We start from the raw sequence: 17,179 nt of genomic DNA on the forward strand, positions 1-17,179 counted from the left end.
CAACGTGAAGGCGGACAACACCGCCGCGGTACGCCTCTACGAGCGGCTCGGGTTCACCCGGGTCGCCGACTTCACCGAGTGCGCGCTGCACCGCCTTCCGTGACCGGCTGACCGCTCAGTCTGTGCTGTCCAGCCGCCACGCCGGGTCAACAACCCGACCCTGACCTGGGCTTGTGTCTGACCGGCCCGGCGTCGCCCAGCCCCTAGCGTCTGCCTTCGAGGCCGCGCCCGGGGCGGGCGCGGCGGAGCTGAAGGAGACACGATGGGTTTCACAGCAGTGCCCCAGGGGCGAAGAACGGCGGTGGGGGTGGCCGCCGCCGTGACCGCGGTGCTCACCGCGGTGGCGACGCCCGCCTGGGCGGCGCCCGGCGTCGACCCGGCCAGCGTGGACCGGTCCGCGGACCCCGGCGCCACCATTCCGATCAGCAAGGTGGTCTCGACGCCGCCGATCCCGCCGAACCCGGACGTGGTGCTGCTGGTCGACACGACCGGCAGCATGGGCCCGGCGATCGCCAACGTCCGCACCAATCTGCAGCAGGTCATCACGAACGTGCGCGGGGCGCAGCCCAGCGCACAGTTCGCGGTGGCCTCCTACCGGGACGAGGGCGACGGCGCGGAGCTGTTCCGGGTCCGGCAGAACCTGACCGGCGACGCCACCGCGCTGCAGAACGCCGTGGACGGGCTGGCCGCCGGGGGCGGCGGCGACGTCCCGGAGGCGTGGGTGAACGGGCTGTTCCAGGTCTCCGACGGGGGCATCGCCTACCGCTCGGGCAGCAGCCGGATCGTGGTGCTGGTCGGCGACGCGCCCAGCCACGACCCGAGCGCCGGGCACACCCTGGCGCAGGCCACCGCCGCGCTGCTGGCCGACGACGCCCGCGTGCTCGCGGTCGACGTCACCGGCGGGGGCGGCGGCCTGGACGCGACCGGGCAGGCAACGGACGTGGCGGCCGCCACCGGCGGGCAGGTGGTCGGCAGCGCCCCGGACACGGTCACCGCGGCGATCCTGTCCGGGCTGCGGGACCTCGACGTGACCGTCACCCCGCAGGTGGCCTGCGACCCGGGCCTGTCGGTGGGCTTCGACGCGCCGTCGAAGACCCAGCAGAGCGGCACCGACGTGCCGTTCGCCGAGACCATCACGGTCGCCGGCGACGCCCCGCAGGGCGCCACCCTGCACTGCACGGTGGACTTCCTGCTCAACGGGCTGTCCGGCGGGCCGGCGTTCGTCGAGCACATCTCGGTGACGGTCAACGACGTGACCCCGCCGACCGTGGTCGTGGACGACCGGACCGTGGAGGCCACCAGCCCCGCGGGCGCGGTGATCAACTATCCGGCGAGCGCCACCGACAACGTCGACGGTCCGCTCACCCCGACCTGCGCGCCGCCGGCCGGCAGCACCTTCCCGTTGGGCGCCACCACGGTCACCTGCACCGCCACCGACGCCGCCGGCAACACCGGCAGCGACACCGCGGTGATGCGGGTGGTCGACACCACGGCGCCGACCACGCAGTGCGTGCCGACCAACAACCCGAGCGGCGACAACACCCCCGGCTCGTACAACCCGGACGGGTTCTACCAGCTGACCGCGACCGACATCGTCGACACCGCCGTCGTCGTGTACATCTCCGACGCCGCCGACCCGTCGGTGCGGTTCGGGCCGTTCCCGGCCGGCACGAAGATCAAGCTGGTGCAGGCGCCGGGCGCGCAGTCCCGGGTCAAGGACGGCACCGGCGACATCGACTACAAGGTGACGCTGCGCGGCGACGCGATCATCACCGGCGTGGACGACTCCGGTAACACCTCGACCGCGACCTGCCTGGTGGCCCCGCCGCCGAAGTGACCCGTCGCGACCGAACGTGCGGGGGTGGCCGTCGCGCCGCCCCCGCACGTCGCGGTCAGCGGCCCCGGCTGGGCGAGTCGAACCGGCCGGCGCGGATCTCCCGCAGCGCCCGGCGGCGGGTGTCGCCGCGCAGGGTGTCCACGTACAGGCGGCCGTGCAGGTGGTCGGTCTCGTGCTGCAGGGCGCGGGCCAGGAACCCGCTGCCGGCGATGGTCAGCGGCTGGCCGTGCTGGTCGAAGCCGTGCGCCGTGGCGTGCATGGCCCGCTGGGTGGGGAAGTACAGGCCGGGGATGGACAGGCAGCCCTCGTCGTCGTCCTGGCGTTCCTCGGACAGCTCCAGCGTCGGGTTGATCAGGTGGCCGCGGTGCCCGTCGGCGTCGTAGACGAACACCTGCGCGTTCACCCCGATCTGCGGGGCCGCCACCCCGGCGCGGCCGGGCGCGCCGAGCAGCGTGTCCATGAGGTCCTGCACGAGCGCGCGCAGCTCGGCGTCGAAACTGGTCACCGGCTCGGACGGGGTGCGCAGCACGGGGTCGCCGATGATCCGGATCGGGCGCATAGTCATGCCCGGAAGGCTATCCGCCCGTTACCCCGGCCGGTGCCGCGCCCGCCCGGTCGCGGACCAGGACCTCGATGCCGTCGAGCAGGCGGGCCAACCCGAACTCGAAGGCCCGGGCCGGGTCCCCGGCGGCCTGGTACTCCTGGCCGGCGGTGGTGCCCACCCGGGCGGCGAGCGGGAACCGGCCCGGATCCAGGACCTTCTCCAGGTACGGGGCGTGCGCGTGCCACCACTGCTGCTCGGTCATCCCGGTGTCCCGGCTGGCCTGGGCGGTCTCCACGGCGGGGCGGGCCGCGCCGTGGACGTAGCCGGTGATCAGAGTGATGACGGCGTCCATCTCCAGGTCGGTCAGGCCGATCCCGTCGACGGCGCGCAGCTCGTACTCGTACTTGGCGATCAGGTTGGGGCCCAGCGGCGGGCGGGTGGTGGCGACCTGCAGCAGCCACGGGTGGCGCAGGTAGAGAGCGAAGTTCTCCCGGGCGATCTGCGCCAGCCGGCCCCGCCAGCCGCCGGGCACCTCGTCGGGGCGGGCGGTCTCGCCGTAGACGGTGTCGAGCATGACGTCGAGCAGTTCACCCTTGCCGGGCACGTGGGTGTAGAGGGTCATGGTGCCCACCCCGAGCCGCTCGGCGACCCGGCGCATGGACAGCGCGGCCAGCCCCTCGGCGTCGGCCACCTCGATGGCCGCCCGCACGATCCGCTCCACGGACAGGTCGCCGCCCTTGCGGCTGACCTTCTCCCGGGTACGCCAGAGCAGGGCGAGGCTGCGCGCCGGGTCCCCGGTGCCGCTGTACTCGGTGGTCACCCGCCGACTGTACCGACCCCTCTTGTCGTACGGTGTACGGTACGAGGTACCGGAACGAGGATCGGAGGGGCCATGCGATGGGACGGACCGGCGATCGAGGCGGAGGGCCTGCGCAAGCGCTACGGCGACCTGGTCGCCCTGGACGGGGTCGACCTGGCGGTGCCGGCGGGCACGGTCTGCGCGGTGCTGGGGATGAACGGGGCCGGCAAGAGCACCCTGGTCCGCATCCTGACCACCCTGCTGCGCGCCGACGCCGGGGCGGCCCGCGTGGCCGGGTTCGACGTCCGCCGCCAGGCCGACCGCGCCCGCGCGCACCTGGGCCTGGTCGGCCAGCACGCGGCGGTCGACGAGATCCTCGGCGGCCGGCAGAACCTGGTGCTGTTCGGCCGGCTGCACCACCTCTCCCCGGCCCGGGCGGCGGCCCGCGCCGACGAACTGCTGGACCGCTTCGACCTCGCCGCGGCCGCCGACCGCCCGGTGGCCACCTGGTCCGGCGGGATGCGCCGCCGGCTGGACCTGGCCGCGGCGCTGATCGTCGACCCGCCGGTGCTGTTCCTCGACGAACCCACCACCGGCCTGGACCCGCGCGCCCGCAGCGACGTCTGGGACGCTGTCCGCGCCCTGGTCGCCGCCGGCGCCACCGTGCTGCTCACCACCCAGTACCTGGAGGAGGCCGACCGGCTGGCCGACAGCGTGCGGGTGCTCGACCACGGCCGGGTGACCGCGGCCGGCACCCCGGAGCAGCTCAAGTCGACCCTCGGCGGCGACCGGATCGACGTGGTGCTGCACCACCCCGACGACCTGGCGGCGGCCGCGGCGGCGGTCACCGCCGCGACCGGCGCCGAGCCCACCGTCGACCGCGCCGCCCTGCGGCTCAGCGTCCCGGTCACCGACCGGGTCGCCGCGCTCGGCGCGGTGCTGCGCGCCGTGGAGGCCGCCGGCCTGCGCGCCGGTGACGTGGCGGTGCGCCGGCCCACCCTCGACGAGGTGTTCCTGCACCTCACCGACGTCCGCACGGAGGTGCCCGCGTGACCGTCCTGCCGCTGAAGGCCCGCTGGGCCGTCACCGACACCGCCACCCTCACCGGCCGGACCCTCGCCCACTGGGCGCGCCGTCCCGGCGAGGTCCTGGTGGGCCTGCTCTTCCCGGTCCTGCTGCTGCTGATGTTCGGCTACCTGTTCGGCGGGGCCATGGCACTGCCCGACGGCGCCGACTACCGGGAGTTCCTGCTGCCCGGCATGGTCGCCATGACCATGCTCTTCGGCGTGGAGACCACCTACACGGCGGTGGCGGTGGACAGCGCGCGGGGCGTGACCGACCGGTTCCGGTCGCTGCCGATGAGCCGCGCCGCGGTGGTCACCGGCCGCGCCGTGGCCGACCTGCTGCACTCCGGGGCGGCCCTCGCGGTGGTGCTCGGCTGCGGCGTGCTGATCGGCTGGCAGCCGCACCGTGGCCCGCTGCGCGCCCTGGCCGCGGTGGCGCTGCTGCTGCTCCTGCGCTTCGCGATGATCTGGCTCGGGGTGTACCTGGCGCTGCTGCTGCGCCGCCCCGAGACGGTGGCCGCGCTGCAGATCCTGGTCTGGCCGCTGGGCTTCGCCTCCAACGCCTTCGTCGCGCCGGCCACCATGCCGGGCTGGCTGGCCGCGGTCGCCGCCTGGAACCCGCTGTCGGCCACCGTCGCCGCCGCCCGGGACCTGTTCGGCAACCCCGGCTGGGGCGCCGACTCCTGGCCCGCCGAACACGCGGTGGCCCTGGCGGTGGCCTGGCCGCTGCTGCTGGTCGCCGTGTTCCTGCCGCTGTCGGTGCGCCGCTGGCAGCGCCTGGGCCGCTGAGCGCCGCGCCGCCGGACGGCAGCCGGCGGCGACAGGTGCCGCCCGCCCGCCGGCCCGGCCCTGCACCTCCCGGATCAGGCCGGCGGCGGGCCCGGGTGAGTTCGGCGGGCCCGGCCCGATGAGTTCGGCGGCCCGGCCCCGCCGAGGTCAGGCCGGCGGGCGGGTGGGCGCCAGGCCGATGTCGGCGATCCGGTCGCGCAGCGGGCGGCGGCGCAGGGCGGCGAGCACCGCGTACAGCTCGTCGGCCAGGGGCACGGGCAGTTCGGCGTCGAGCCGGCGCATGGCGGTGGTGGTGGCGGCCCACTCGGCCTCGATCACCGGCAGCAGCGCGTGCGCCCGGTCGGTGAGGGTGACGATGCGCTGTCGGGCGTCCGCGCCGGGAGCGAGGACGACCAGGCCGGCGCGGGCCATCTGGGCGACGGTCTGGCTGGCCGCGGAGTGGGTGACGCCGACCCGGGCGGCCAGGTCGCGGATCGCCAGGGGCCCGTCGGCGACCAGCACCCGCACCAGCGGTGAGTAGCGCGGCCGGTAGTCGGCCAGGTCGAGGTCGGCGTAGACGGCGGCGACGTCGCCGTCGAGCAGCTCGAGGACGTGGCGCAGCAGGGTGCCGAGGGCCTCGCGGTCGGGGGTGGCGGTCACGTCCGCTAATGTAACAGCGCTGTTGTATCCGGGCCGTGGGAGGGGAACCCGATGTATCCACCGATCGAGCCGTACGCGCAGGGCCGGCTCGACGTCGGCGACGGCCAGCGGATCCACTGGGAGACCTGCGGCAACCCGGACGGCCGGCCCGCCCTCGTGGTGCACGGCGGCCCGGGCTCCGGCGCGGGCGCCTCCTGGCGGCGGCTGTTCGACCCGGCCGCTTACCGGATCATCCTGTTCGACCAGCGCGGCTGCGGCCGTAGCACGCCGCCGGCCAGCGACCCGGCCACCGACCTGTCGGTCAACACCACCGCCCACCTGCTGGCCGACATGGAACGGCTGCGCGCGCACCTGGGCGTCGACCGCTGGTTGCTCTGCGGCGCCTCCTGGGGCTCGTCGCTGTCCCTGGCGTACGCCCAGCGCCACCCGCAGCGGGTCACCGCGCTGGTGCTGTTCAGCGTGGTCGCCAACACCCGCCGGGAAATCGACTGGGTGACCCGGGACATGGGCCGGATCTTCCCCGAGGAGTGGGCCCGGTTCCGCGACGGCGTGCCCGCCGCCGAGCGGGACGGCGACCTGTCCGCCGCGTACGCACGGCTGGTCAACGACCCGGACCCTCGGGTGCGCGACCAGGCCGCCCGGGACTGGTGCGCCTGGGAGGACGTGCACGTCTCCCTTGCCGGCGGGTTCAAGCCCAGCCCCCGCTACGCCGACCCGGTGTTCCGCGCCGGCTTCACCCGGCTGGTCACCCACTACTTCAGCAACCTGGGGTTCCTGCCCGACGGGCAGCTGCTGCGCGACGCCGGCAAGCTCGCCGGCATCCCCGGCGTGCTGGTGCAGGGCCGCCTGGACGTCAGCGGCCCGCCGGACATCGCCTGGCAGCTCACCCGGGACTGGCCCGACGCCCGGCTGGAGATCGTCGAGTCCGGCGGCCACGGCAGCGGCCACGGGGTGGGCGAGCGGGTGGTCGCCGCCCTGGACGCGTTCGCCCGCGCCTGACCCGCGCCGCGAAGCCCGCCGACACGGGCGCGGACGCGGATCAGGCGGCGAGCAGGGCCCGGACCGGGGCGGCCTTCGCGGCGGCCTCGGCGACCTCGGCGGCCGGGTCGCTGCCCCAGGTGATGCCCCCGCCGGCCCACAGGTGCAACCGTTCGGCGTCCGCGGCGGCGGTGCGGATGGTCAACCCCAGGTCGATCCGGCCCGGCCCGACCCAGCCGAGCGCGCCCATGCTCGCGCCGCGGCCCACCGGCTCCAGGGCCGCGATCTCGTCGAGCGCGGCGAGCTTCGGGGCGCCGGTCACCGACCCGCCGGGGCACACCGCGCGCAGCAGGTGGGCCAGGCCCAGCCCGTCGGCGGGCGCCGCGGACACCGTCGACTCCGCCTGCCACAGGTCACACCAGCGGCGTACGGCGAACAGCTCGTCCACCCGCACCGAGCCGGTGCGGGCCACCCGGGCCAGGTCGTTGCGTTCCAGGTCGACGATCATCACGTGCTCGGCGCGCTCCTTGGCCGAGGCGAGCAGCTCGCGGCGGCCGGCCGGGGTGGCCGGGCGGGTGCCCTTGATGGGGCGGGTGACCAGGCGGCCGTTCTCCACGGCGACGAGGGTCTCCGGGGAGGCGCAGCCGATCGCCCAGCCCAGCCCGGACAGGGTGCCGCCGTAGCGGGCGCCGGGCAGCGCGGCCAGCCGCGCGAGGGCGGGCAGCGGGTCCCCGGCGTACCCGGCGGCGGCGTGACCGACGAGGTTGACCTGGTAGACGTCGCCGCGCCCGATGGCCGCCCGGACCGCCGTCACGGCGTCGGCGTGCGCGGCGGCGGTCCAGCTGTCCCGCCACCGCCCCAGCCACCAGCCGCCGGCCGGCCCGGCGCCCCGGGGCGGGGTCGGGCGGTCGGCGTGGCCGTAGACCACCACCACGAGGTCCGGCAGCGCCGGCACCGGGGTGGGCGCGCCGACCGCGCCGCCGGCGGCCCGGGCTCCGGCCGCGGCGGACAGGAACAGGGCGGCACCGCAGGTCCCGTACGGGTCGTGGGCGGCCGGCCGGGTCAGGTCGGACAGGGCGACGCCGTGCGCGGCGAGGAAATCCTGGGCGAGCGCGGCCGGGTCGCCGCCGTCGGCCAGCCACCATTCCAGCCGGGCCCGTTCCACGAGCCGGTCGCGGCATTCGGGCGGGGCTCCCGGCGTATCGACCCCGATCCGTGGGAGCGCTTCCACACCGTCCGGTCCGTTCGGCCTCATCCGTTCAGCCGATTTCGGGTGAACAAGCCGCATCCTTGCTCGATGGCGCGCACTTTCGCTTGGTACTGTGCGTCACTGGTCATGTGAACCATGACACAGTGCCCCCACAGTCCGGAGAACCCGATGTGCCAGCACCTACCCACCTGCCCCTCCGCCGAGGCGACTGATCGCGAAGCCGCACGCGTCATCGCCTGCTTCCCTGAGCAGGGCTGGAGCCTGCTCTGCAACGGTGTCATCGTCTTCGAGGACACCGGTGAGCTGCTGCCCGACGGCAGCACCATCGCCCCGCACCGCGGCCCCGCCCGGCACGCTCTCGTCGCCTGAACGATCACGCTCCGTCAGGAGCGTACGCGTCGACCCCACCGGTCGACGCGCCGGCCGGGGCGGCGGCACTGCACCGCCCCGGCGTGTTGCGCCTCAGTTCTCGAACGCCTCCGGCGCGGGGCACGAGCAGACCAGGTTCCGGTCGCCGTACGCGCCGTCGATCCGCCGCACCGGCGGCCAGTACTTCCCCGCCCGGTCCACGCCGGCCGGATACGCGCCCACCGACCGCGGGTACGGGTGCGGCCACTCGTCACCCGACACCATCGCCGCGGTGTGCGGCGCGTTGGCGAGGGGGTTGTCCCCCGCCGGCCACTCTCCCGAACCGACCTTGTCGATCTCCTCGCGGATGGCGATCATCGCGTCGCAGAACCGGTCCAGCTCGGCCAGGTCCTCGCTCTCGGTCGGCTCCACCATCAGCGTCCCCGCCACCGGGAACGACATCGTCGGCGCGTGGAACCCGTAGTCGATCAGCCGCTTCGCCACGTCGTCGACGGTCACCCCGGTCGCCTTGGTCAGCGGCCGCAGGTCCAGGATGCACTCGTGCGCCACCAGGCCCTTGTTGCCGGCGTACAGCACCGGGTAGTGCTGCCGCAGCCGCGCCGCCACGTAGTTCGCCGAGAGGACCGCCACGCCGGTGGCCCGGGCCAGCCCCTCGGCGCCCATCATCCGCAGGTACGCCCACGGGATCGGCAGGATCCCCGCCGACCCGTGGTTCGCCGCGGAGATCGCCGGCCGGCCGTCGCTGGGCCCGCCGAGCGGGTCACCGGGCAGGAACGGCGCCAGGTGCGCCCGCACCGCCACCGGGCCCACACCGGGGCCGCCGCCGCCGTGCGGGATGCAGAACGTCTTGTGCAGGTTCAGGTGCGACACGTCCGCCCCGAACCGGCCCGGCTTGGCGAAGCCGACGAGCGCGTTGAGGTTCGCGCCGTCGACGTACACCTGGCCGCCGGCGTCGTGCACCTTCGCGCACAGCTGCGCGATGCCCGTCTCGTACACCCCGTGGGTGGACGGGTAGGTCACCATGATCGCGGCGAGCGCGTCCCGGTGCTTGTCGATCTTCGCGTCGAGGTCGACGAGGTCGACGTTGCCGTCGTCGTCGCAGCCGACCACCACCACCCGCATGCCGGCCATGACCGCCGACGCGGCGTTGGTGCCGTGCGCCGACGACGGGATCAGGCACACGTCGCGGTGCCCCTCCCCGCGCTGCCGGTGGTAGGCCCGGATGGCCAGCAGCCCGGCCAGCTCCCCCTGCGACCCGGCGTTGGGCTGCACGCTGACCGCGTCGTAGCCGGTGACCTCGGCCAGCCAGCCCTCCAGCTGGGCGATCAGCTCCCGGTAGCCGGCGGTCTGCTCCGCCGGGGCGAACGGGTGCAGGTGCGCGAACTCCGGCCAGGTGACCGGCTCCATCTCGGTGGTGGCGTTCAGCTTCATCGTGCACGACCCCAGCGGGATCATGCCCCGGTCCAGCGCGTAGTCGAAGTCCGACAGCCGGCGCAGGTAGCGCAGCATCGCCGTCTCCGAGTGGTGGGTGCGGAACACCGGGTGGGTGAGGAAGTCGCTGGTGCGGGCCAGGGCCGGCGGCAGCGGAGGCTCGTCGAACTCCAGGACGGCGGCCGGACCGGGCTCCACCCCGAACGCCGTCACCACGGCCCGCACGTGCCGGTTCGTGGTGGTCTCGTCGCAGGAGATCCCCACCCGGTCGGCGTCGACCAGCCGCAGGTTCACACCCCGCTCGGCCGCCACCGCCACCACCTCGGCCGCGCGGCCCGGCACGACCGCCGTGACCGTGTCGAAGAAGGTCTCGTGTTCCAGCGCGATGCCGGCGCCGCGCAGGGTCGCCCCGACAGCCGTCGCCATCCGGTGGGTACGCCGGGCGATGGCCCGCAGCCCGTCCGGGCCGTGGTAGACGGCGTACATGCCGGCCATCACCGCGAGGAGCACCTGCGCGGTGCAGATGTTGCTGGTGGCCTTCTCCCGGCGGATGTGCTGCTCGCGGGTCTGCAGCGCCAGCCGGTACGCCGGGTTGCCGTCGGCGTCCTTGGACACCCCGACGAGCCGGCCCGGCAGCATCCGCTCCAGCCCGGCGCGGACGGCCAGGTAGCCGGCGTGCGGGCCGCCGAAGCCCATCGGCACACCGAAGCGCTGGGTGGTGCCGGCGGCGATGTCCGCGCCGATCTCGCCGGGCGGGCGCAGCAGGGTCAGCGCCAGCAGGTCCGCGGCGACCGTCACCAGGGCGCCGACGGCATGCGCGGCCTCGACCAGCCGACTGTGGTCGCGGACCGCGCCGGACGCCCCCGGGTACTGCAGGTGCAGGCCGAAGAACTCGCCGGGCAGCTCGTCGCGCTCGACGTCGAGCACCCGCACGTCGATGCCGAGCGGCTCGGCGCGGCTGGTGATCACCGCGATGGTCTGCGGCAGGGTGTCCGCGTCGACCACGTACACCGGGCTCTTGCTCTTCGACGCGCGGCGGGCGAGGGTCATCGCCTCGGCCGCGGCGGTGCCCTCGTCGAGCATGGACGCGTTGGCGGTGGCCAGCCCGGTCAGGTCGGTGACCATGGTCTGGAAGTTCAGCAGCGCCTCCAGCCGGCCCTGGCTGATCTCCGGCTGGTACGGCGTGTACGCCGTGTACCAGGCGGGGTTCTCCAGCACGTTGCGGCGGATCACCGCCGGGGTGTGCGTGCCGTGGTAGCCCAGCCCGATCATCGACACGGCGACGGTGTTGCGGGCGGCCAGGGCGCGCAGCTCGGCGATCGCCTCCCGCTCACTGGCCGGTGCGGGCAGGTCCAGGGCGCCGTGCCAGCGGATCACCTCGGGGATCGCGGCGTCCATCAGCTCGTCGATGGAGCTGTGACCGACGGTCTCCAGCATCCGGCGCTCGTCGTCCGGGCCGGGGCCGATGTGCCGGTCGGCGAACTGCTCTGCGGTCATGCGCTGCGCTCCTTGCGGGGGCGAGGTCGACGGGTCGGCCTCCCCCTGAGTCGCGCTGACGCGCTCCACAGCGCCTGCCCACGTGGTCCTTTTGCCTGAGAGGTTCCGGGGAGAATCTGCCCCTTCGGCGCCGTCCGGGTGGTTCCCGGGCGGTCTCTCCCACGTGGGTGGTACCGGCATGGTCAACGCTACCAGCGACCATGTTTCCGGCTCATGTCGTACCCCGCCGCGGGGCCGGTCACACGGCGGCGGGCACCGTTCCGGCGGCGACCCGGTCGGCCAGGGCGCTCAGCGCCGCGCCCAGCGGCGCGTCGAGGGTGAGGGTGGCGTGCCCGTCGCCGCGGGTGGGGCCCTGGTTGACGATGGCCACCGGGATGCCGAGCTTCGCGGCGCGCAGCACGAACCGGCGCCCCGACATGACGGTCAGGGACGAGCCGAGCACCAGCAGCGCCCGGGCCCGCTCGACATGGGCGAAACAGTCGGCGACCCGGGGCGCGGGCACCGTCTCGCCGAAGAACACCACGTCGGGTTTGAGCATGCCGGCGCCGCAGATGCCGCAGTCGACGGTGCGGAACCGGGCCACCGCCTCGTCGGGCAGGTCCACGTCGCCGTCGGGGTTGACGTGCGCGACGTGCGCGTCGAAGCCGGGGTTGGCCTCGGTCAGCCGCCGGTCCAGCTCGTCGCGGGAGGTCAGGTTGCCGCAGTCCAGGCAGGTCACCTCGTCGAGGCGGCCGTGCAGCTCGATCACCCCGGTGGCGCCCGCGGCCGTGTGCAGGCCGTCGACGTTCTGGGTGATGATCCCGCCGAGCAGGCCGGCGCGTTGCAGCCGGGCCACCGCCCGGTGCCCGTCGTTGGGGGCGGCCCGGGCGATCATCCGCCAGCCCAGGTGGCTGCGCGCCCAGTAGCGCCGCCGCGCGTCCGGGTCCCGCGTGAACGCCTGGTAGGTCATGGGGGTGTGCCGGCGGGCCGCGCCGCTGGGCCCCCGGTAGTCCGGGATGCCCGACTCGGTGGACAGGCCGGCGCCGCTGAGCACCACCACGTCCCCGGCGCCCACCAGCCGGGTCAACGCGTCGAACGTCTCGGTCACCCGTCCATGCTGCCTCGCCCGCCGCCGCACGGCGACCACCACCACCGCCGGTGACCCCGGTCACCCGCCCCGGCCCGGCCGACCGGGGTGCCGCGTCGACCGGCGGGCCTCCGGGCGCGGGACTAGGTTGACAGCATGCGCGTCGTCATCGCCGGAGGCCACGGCAAGATCGCCAAGCTGCTGGAGCGGGACCTGGCCGGGCGCGGTGACACGGCCGTCGGGCTGATCCGCAACCCCGAGCACGCCGCCGCGCTGCGCGCCGCCGGCGCCGAACCGGTCATCTGCGACCTGGAACACACCGACGTCGACACCGTCGCCGCGCACCTCGCCGGCGCCGACGCCGTGGTCTTCGCCGCCGGGGCGGGCCCGGGCAGCGGCGCCGCCCGCAAGGACACCGTCGACCGGGGCGCCGCCGTCCTGCTCGCCGACGCCGCGCAACGCGCCGGGGTCCGCCGCTACCTGCTGGTGTCCTCGATGGGCGTGGACCGGCCCCCGAGGGCGGGCACCGACGAGGTGTGGGCGGCGTACCTGCGGGCGAAGAAGGCCGCCGAGGACGACGTCACCGGACGGGACCTCGACGTGACCGTGCTGCGCCCCGGCCGGCTCACCGACGACGCGGCGGTCGGCCGGATCACCCTGGCCCGGCACGTCGACCCCGGTGCGGTGACCCGCGCCGACGTGGCCCGGGTCCTGCTGGCCCTGCTGTCCGCCCCGGGCACCGTCGGGCTCACCCTGGAGCTGGTCGGTGGGGAGACCCCGATCGGCGAGGCGGTCCGCGCCGTCAGCTGACCGTCAACCGGCGGTCCGGTCGCGGACCGGCCCACCGGGGTGATCCCCGGTGGGCCGGCCCCTCGGCTTCAGCGCTGGTGGCGGGGCAGCGCCGCCTGCGGCTGCCCACCGTCGACCGGCGGGGCCTCCCGGGCGAGGCGCTGCATCGTCCGGGACAGCTGCTCGCTGCCGTCGTCCAGGTGCCGGGCCGCCGCCTGCATGTGCGAGATCATCATCTCGCCGAAGATCCGCAACGCCTCCCGGGTGGCCACCGAGTCGTCGAAGTTCACCCCGGCGTTGCTGCGGTACTCCGTCACCGCCCGCTCGGCCTCCTGCTTCGCCTCCTCCGCCGCCGCCCGCATGTAGCTCTCGTACTGCATCCGGGCGTACTCGGCGACCCGGCGGGCGTAGTCGTGGGCCTGCGCGATGATCTGCTCGGCCTCCCGCTGCGCCGCCGACAGCAGGTTCACCTCCTTCGCCGCGGGCACCGCCGCCGCGTTGTCGGCGCTCGGGATCACCCCGTGCCGGTGCAGCTCCAGGTGGTCGTTGAGCCGCTCGTTCTCCGCCCGCAGGTTCGCCAGCTGGGTGGCCAGCAGGTCCAGCTCGTCGGCCACCTGCACCCGGAACCGGTCCACGTCGGCGTGGTCGTAGCCGCGGCGGGTGAACGACGCCGACCCGAACTCCCACCGGCGCACCCGGTCCGCGGTGAGGCGCACCTGCACCCCACCGGTCACCTGACCCTCGTACCTGCTGATCGGGGTCGCACTCATTGAGTCACCTCCGTCGCCGTCCGCCAGGCCGGCCCGTACCAGTGCTTGCCGAAACCCTCGTGGTGCAGCTGGCCGGGCTGGTAGCCGGCACCGGTCAGCGCGGCCACCGAATGGCTCACCATCTCGTCGGAGCCGCACACGTACACGTGCCGGGACCGCCAGTCCCCGTCGGCCAGCACCTGGTCCGCCACCTGCACGAACTCACCCGGCCGCCGCGGATCCGACCCCGCCACGTACGTCACCCGCAGCCACGGGTACGAGGCGGCGAACTTGTCGATCGCCTCGCTGTCGTAGAACTCCAGCCGGGACCGGGCCCCCACGTACAGGTCCACCCGGCGGTCCCCACCCTCCGCGGCGACCTGCTCCAGCAGGGACTTCACCGGCGCCCAGCCGGTGCCACCGGCCAGCAGCAGCAGATCCGACGACCCGGCCGGCCACAACGTCAACCGGTCCCCCACCGGCGCGGCCAGGTGGAGCTGGTCCCCCACGGCGCACCCGTACACCAGCCGCGACGACACCGCACCACCCGGTGCGGCCCGCACGTGCAGCTCCAGCGTCCCGTCGGGGCGGGGCGCGTTCGCCGGGGAGTAGTAGCGCCACGACCGCACCGCCGGGTGGGACACCCCGATCGACTGGCCCGGGGTGAACGGCAGCAGGTACTGCGGTCGCACCGTCAGCACCGCCACGTCGAACGTGCGCCGCTCGTGCCCGAGGATCTCGGCCACCCACCACGGCGGGGACTTCGCCTCCGCCGCCTGCGCGGCGTCCATCATCACCTGCGCGACCAACCCGTACGCGGCCGCCCAGTCGGCCGCCAGTTCGTCGGTCCACGCCTCGCCGGAGAAGTGCCGCAGCGTCGCCAGCAGCGCCTCACCGACCGCCGGGTAGTGCTCGGCGCGCACCGCGAACTTGCGGTGGTCCGCGCCGAGGTCCTGGAGGAACCCGACGAGCCGGTCCACCTGGTCCACGTGGGACACGATGTGCCCCAGCGCGTTCACCAGGCGGTCCCGCTGCCCGGCCATGTTCGTGGGGAACATCTGCCGGGTCTCCGGGTGCGCCAGGAACAGCGTCGAGTAGAAGTAGAGCGGCACCTGGTCGCCGTGGGCGGCGACCAGGGACCAGCTCTGCTTGAGCCGTGCCGCGTCCACGCTCAGGCGTTCCCCGCTGAGACGACCTGGTCCTGCACCTGGCCCAGCACGACGTGCACGTCGGCGATCACGTCCGCCGGCACGCCCAGCTCCACCAGCGTCGCGGTCAGGTGCTCACCGACCTTCACGTAGTGCGCCACCGGGATGTTCAGCGGCTGGTGCGCCTCGGCCAGGCCGCGACCGGTGTACTCGTTGGGGCCGCCGAGCACCACGGCCAGCATCAAGGCCAGGTGCCGCCGCTGCTCCGGCATGTTCACCTCGGTGAAGTAGCCGGCCAGGTCCGGGTCGGCCAGCACCTTGTCGTAGAACAGCTCCACCGCGGCCTTCACCGCCGCGGCGCCGCCGATGCGCTCGTAGTGGGAGATCGGGGTGGTCTCTTCGGTCACCGTCATGGTGATTCCTTCCGGGAGGGGGCACGCGGGGTAGCGCGCGGAGGGGCAGCCGGCAGCCCACGCGCGTCACGTCGGCTCCACCGAACGTCCACGCGCGAGCGACCGTGTCGGACCATAGCGTGCCGGCCGAAGCGCTTCAGCCCTGCCCTATCCGATTCCCGACAACTGTCGATCACGGACAGTCAACGACCCCGCCGCACCACTAGCGTCCCGCGATCACACCACCACGCTCGGTGGACGGCCCCGCCGCCCCACACCACCGACCGTCCCTGTCGGACACCACCGGCCGACGATCCACCGGGCCGGCGTTTCCCCACGTCACGGTCGCCCCACCCGACCGGCGGCAACCGTTGCCGCACGCCGGTGCCGCCCGATGCGGCCGCCCGACACGCGCTGTGAACAAAAAAGGGGACCGCGCCATACCCGTTCTGGGCGTGGCGCGGACCCCGAAGCGACGACCGGCGGGTCAGCCCGCCCGACGGCGCGCCCGCCGCGCCGCCAACTCGTCCCCCACCGACTCGGACTCCGGCTCCGGCTCCGCCGGCGGGGCGGCCGGCTCCGGCTGCCCACCCACCGGCTCCGCCGGCAGATGCGACAGCGAACCCTGGATCTCCTTGAACGCCCCGCCGATCGCGATGCCGAACACCCCCTGGCCGCCCTGCAACAGGTCGACGACCTCCTCCGGCGACCGGCACTCGTAGACCGTCGTCCCGTCCGAGATCAAGGTGATGCCCGCCAGATCCTCCACCCCACGCGACCGCAGCGCGTCGATGGCCTTCCGGATGTTCTGCAACGACACCCCGGCGTCCAACAGCCGCTTCACGACCTTCAACACCACCAGGTCGCGGAAGGAGTACAACCGGGACGTCCCCGAACCCGACGCATCCCGCACGCTCGGCACCACCAGACCCGTCCGGGCCCAGTAGTCCAACTGCCGGTAGCTGATGCCCACCGCGTGACACGCGGTCACACCCCGGTAGCCCACCTCACCGTCGACGAACGGGTCGGGCTGCTGCTCCGTACTCGGACCAGGATCTCGCGGCTCATGCATCCGGACAACCTCCCCGCCCGCGCGGTGACACGCCGTCTCCCCGTACTGCGCACCCCTCGACACCGCAACCCTAGCGCCGGCACCCGACGTCACCCCGCAGGAGACACCGCGACACGCCGCACCGCCACCCGGAAGATCACGACGGCGGCCTGCCGTCACCCACCGTGACAACCGCCGCCGCACCAGCACCGGCCCACCGGCCGGCCACTCAACCCGCGAAGTCCTCCGGACGCACCTGCTCCAGGAACTCCCGGAACTTCTCCACCTCGTCCTCCTGCTCGTCCGGGATCACGATCCCCGCCTCGGACAGGACCTGCTCGGCACAACGAATCGGAGCCCCGACCCGCAACGCCAACGCGATGGAATCGCTCGGCCGCGCCGACACCCGAACACCGTCACCGATCAACAGATCGGCGTAGAAGACGTTCTCCTTCAACTCGGTGATCTCCACCGCCCGCAACGGCGCCTGCAACGCCGCCAGCACGTCCCGCAGCAGATCGTGCGTCAACGGCCGCGCCGGCTTGACCCCCTGCTGCTCGTAGGCGATCGCCGTCGCCTCGACCGCGCCGATCCAGATCGGCAGATAGCGGTCCCCCTCGACCTCCCGCAGCAGGACGATCGGCTGGTTGCTGGGCAGCTCCACCCGAACTCCGACCACGCTCAGCTCGCGCACCGCCGCCTCCGTGTCGTTGTCACCTACGCCCGCACCGCGCCCTTCCCTGCACGGTACACGGACCGCGACACGGGAGTCCCATGCGCTACGTGCACCACGCCTCGCCGGAAGGGTTACCCCGGCAAGCCTACGA

17 protein-coding genes and 1 riboswitch are annotated in these 17,179 nt (G+C 74.3%); of the genes, 6 read left to right on the top strand and 11 right to left on the bottom strand.

All coding sequences use genetic code 11. From position 1 onward, the window contains the following. The first annotated feature begins 262 nt into the window (after window positions 1-262). Complete coding sequence (locus ACW0Q9_RS19895; protein WP_456183435.1) at window positions 263-1,837, top strand: VWA domain-containing protein; 1,575 nt, start codon at window positions 263-265, stop codon at window positions 1,835-1,837. Between the two features lie 55 nt (window positions 1,838-1,892). Here the strand turns inward: ACW0Q9_RS19895 and def are convergent, their stop codons facing one another. After that, the gene (gene def / locus ACW0Q9_RS19900) at window positions 1,893-2,402 is read right to left on the bottom strand and encodes a peptide deformylase (protein WP_456183437.1); all 510 of its coding nucleotides are present in this window, start codon (window positions 2,400-2,402) and stop codon (window positions 1,893-1,895) included. A gap of 10 nt (window positions 2,403-2,412) precedes the next feature. After that, window positions 2,413-3,201 carry a TetR/AcrR family transcriptional regulator gene (locus ACW0Q9_RS19905; protein ID WP_456183439.1) on the bottom strand — a complete coding sequence of 263 codons (789 nt, stop codon included), beginning with the start codon at window positions 3,199-3,201 and terminating at the stop codon, window positions 2,413-2,415. Between the two features lie 72 nt (window positions 3,202-3,273). Here ACW0Q9_RS19905 and ACW0Q9_RS19910 point away from each other — a divergent pair, with 72 nt between their 5' ends. Next, entirely contained in the window at window positions 3,274-4,233 is a 960-nt protein-coding gene (locus tag ACW0Q9_RS19910) for an ATP-binding cassette domain-containing protein (protein WP_456183441.1), read from the top strand. Beyond that, window positions 4,230-5,033 carry an ABC transporter permease gene (locus ACW0Q9_RS19915; protein WP_456183443.1) on the top strand — a complete coding sequence of 268 codons (804 nt, stop codon included), beginning with the start codon at window positions 4,230-4,232 and terminating at the stop codon, window positions 5,031-5,033. The genes ACW0Q9_RS19910 and ACW0Q9_RS19915 overlap by 4 nt, the downstream gene beginning before the upstream one ends. 147 nt (window positions 5,034-5,180) lie before the next feature. On the opposite strand, the gene ACW0Q9_RS19920 is transcribed toward ACW0Q9_RS19915, so the two are convergent. Further along, window positions 5,181-5,672, bottom strand: a complete 492-nt coding sequence (locus tag ACW0Q9_RS19920) for a MarR family winged helix-turn-helix transcriptional regulator (RefSeq protein ID WP_456183445.1) — start codon at window positions 5,670-5,672, stop codon at window positions 5,181-5,183. 51 nt (window positions 5,673-5,723) lie between these two features. Here ACW0Q9_RS19920 and pip point away from each other — a divergent pair, with 51 nt between their 5' ends. Next, entirely contained in the window at window positions 5,724-6,671 is a 948-nt protein-coding gene (gene pip, locus ACW0Q9_RS19925; RefSeq protein ID WP_456183447.1) for a prolyl aminopeptidase, read from the top strand. A 40-nt stretch (window positions 6,672-6,711) separates the two neighbouring features. On the opposite strand, the gene ACW0Q9_RS19930 is transcribed toward pip, so the two are convergent. Next, window positions 6,712-7,905, bottom strand: coding sequence for a chorismate-binding protein (locus tag ACW0Q9_RS19930; protein WP_456183449.1), 1,194 nt, complete (start codon window positions 7,903-7,905; stop codon window positions 6,712-6,714). 123 nt (window positions 7,906-8,028) lie between these two features. On the opposite strand from ACW0Q9_RS19930, the gene ACW0Q9_RS19935 reads away from it, so the two are divergent. Next, window positions 8,029-8,229, top strand: a complete 201-nt coding sequence (locus ACW0Q9_RS19935) for a DUF5999 family protein (RefSeq protein ID WP_091258044.1) — start codon at window positions 8,029-8,031, stop codon at window positions 8,227-8,229. Between the two features lie 93 nt (window positions 8,230-8,322). Here the strand turns inward: ACW0Q9_RS19935 and gcvP are convergent, their stop codons facing one another. Both gcvP and ACW0Q9_RS19945 read right to left on the bottom strand, forming a co-directional pair. Continuing rightward, window positions 8,323-11,157, bottom strand: coding sequence for an aminomethyl-transferring glycine dehydrogenase (gcvP, locus tag ACW0Q9_RS19940; RefSeq protein ID WP_456183451.1), 2,835 nt, complete (start codon window positions 11,155-11,157; stop codon window positions 8,323-8,325). Between the two features lie 73 nt (window positions 11,158-11,230). Continuing rightward, a riboswitch (glycine riboswitch) is annotated at window positions 11,231-11,329 on the bottom strand. A 66-nt stretch (window positions 11,330-11,395) separates the two neighbouring features. Beyond that, complete coding sequence (locus ACW0Q9_RS19945) at window positions 11,396-12,244, bottom strand: NAD-dependent protein deacetylase (protein WP_456183453.1); 849 nt, start codon at window positions 12,242-12,244, stop codon at window positions 11,396-11,398. A 135-nt stretch (window positions 12,245-12,379) separates the two neighbouring features. Between ACW0Q9_RS19945 and ACW0Q9_RS19950 the strand changes: the two genes are divergently transcribed. Next, window positions 12,380-13,033 carry an SDR family oxidoreductase gene (locus tag ACW0Q9_RS19950; RefSeq protein WP_456183455.1) on the top strand — a complete coding sequence of 218 codons (654 nt, stop codon included), beginning with the start codon at window positions 12,380-12,382 and terminating at the stop codon, window positions 13,031-13,033. Between the two features lie 68 nt (window positions 13,034-13,101). Here the strand turns inward: ACW0Q9_RS19950 and ACW0Q9_RS19955 are convergent, their stop codons facing one another. From ACW0Q9_RS19955 to ACW0Q9_RS19975, 5 genes are all read right to left on the bottom strand, one after another. Then, the gene (locus ACW0Q9_RS19955; protein WP_456183457.1) at window positions 13,102-13,782 is read right to left on the bottom strand and encodes a DivIVA domain-containing protein; all 681 of its coding nucleotides are present in this window, start codon (window positions 13,780-13,782) and stop codon (window positions 13,102-13,104) included. Next, window positions 13,779-14,930 carry a globin domain-containing protein gene (locus ACW0Q9_RS19960; RefSeq protein WP_456183459.1) on the bottom strand — a complete coding sequence of 384 codons (1,152 nt, stop codon included), beginning with the start codon at window positions 14,928-14,930 and terminating at the stop codon, window positions 13,779-13,781. Before ACW0Q9_RS19960 ends, ACW0Q9_RS19955 begins: the two co-directional genes overlap by 4 nt. Window positions 14,931-14,932: 2 nt before the next feature. Next, window positions 14,933-15,322, bottom strand: coding sequence for a group I truncated hemoglobin (locus ACW0Q9_RS19965; protein ID WP_456183461.1), 390 nt, complete (start codon window positions 15,320-15,322; stop codon window positions 14,933-14,935). A 466-nt stretch (window positions 15,323-15,788) separates the two neighbouring features. Continuing rightward, window positions 15,789-16,373: a MerR family transcriptional regulator gene (locus ACW0Q9_RS19970; RefSeq protein WP_456183463.1), complete on the bottom strand. Its 585-nt coding sequence runs from the start codon at window positions 16,371-16,373 to the stop codon at window positions 15,789-15,791. A gap of 208 nt (window positions 16,374-16,581) precedes the next feature. Further along, complete coding sequence (locus ACW0Q9_RS19975; protein ID WP_073833177.1) at window positions 16,582-17,046, bottom strand: bifunctional nuclease family protein; 465 nt, start codon at window positions 17,044-17,046, stop codon at window positions 16,582-16,584. Window positions 17,047-17,179 lie beyond the last annotated feature (133 nt).

The sequence above is a fragment of the Micromonospora sp. I033 genome (assembly GCF_053890995.1).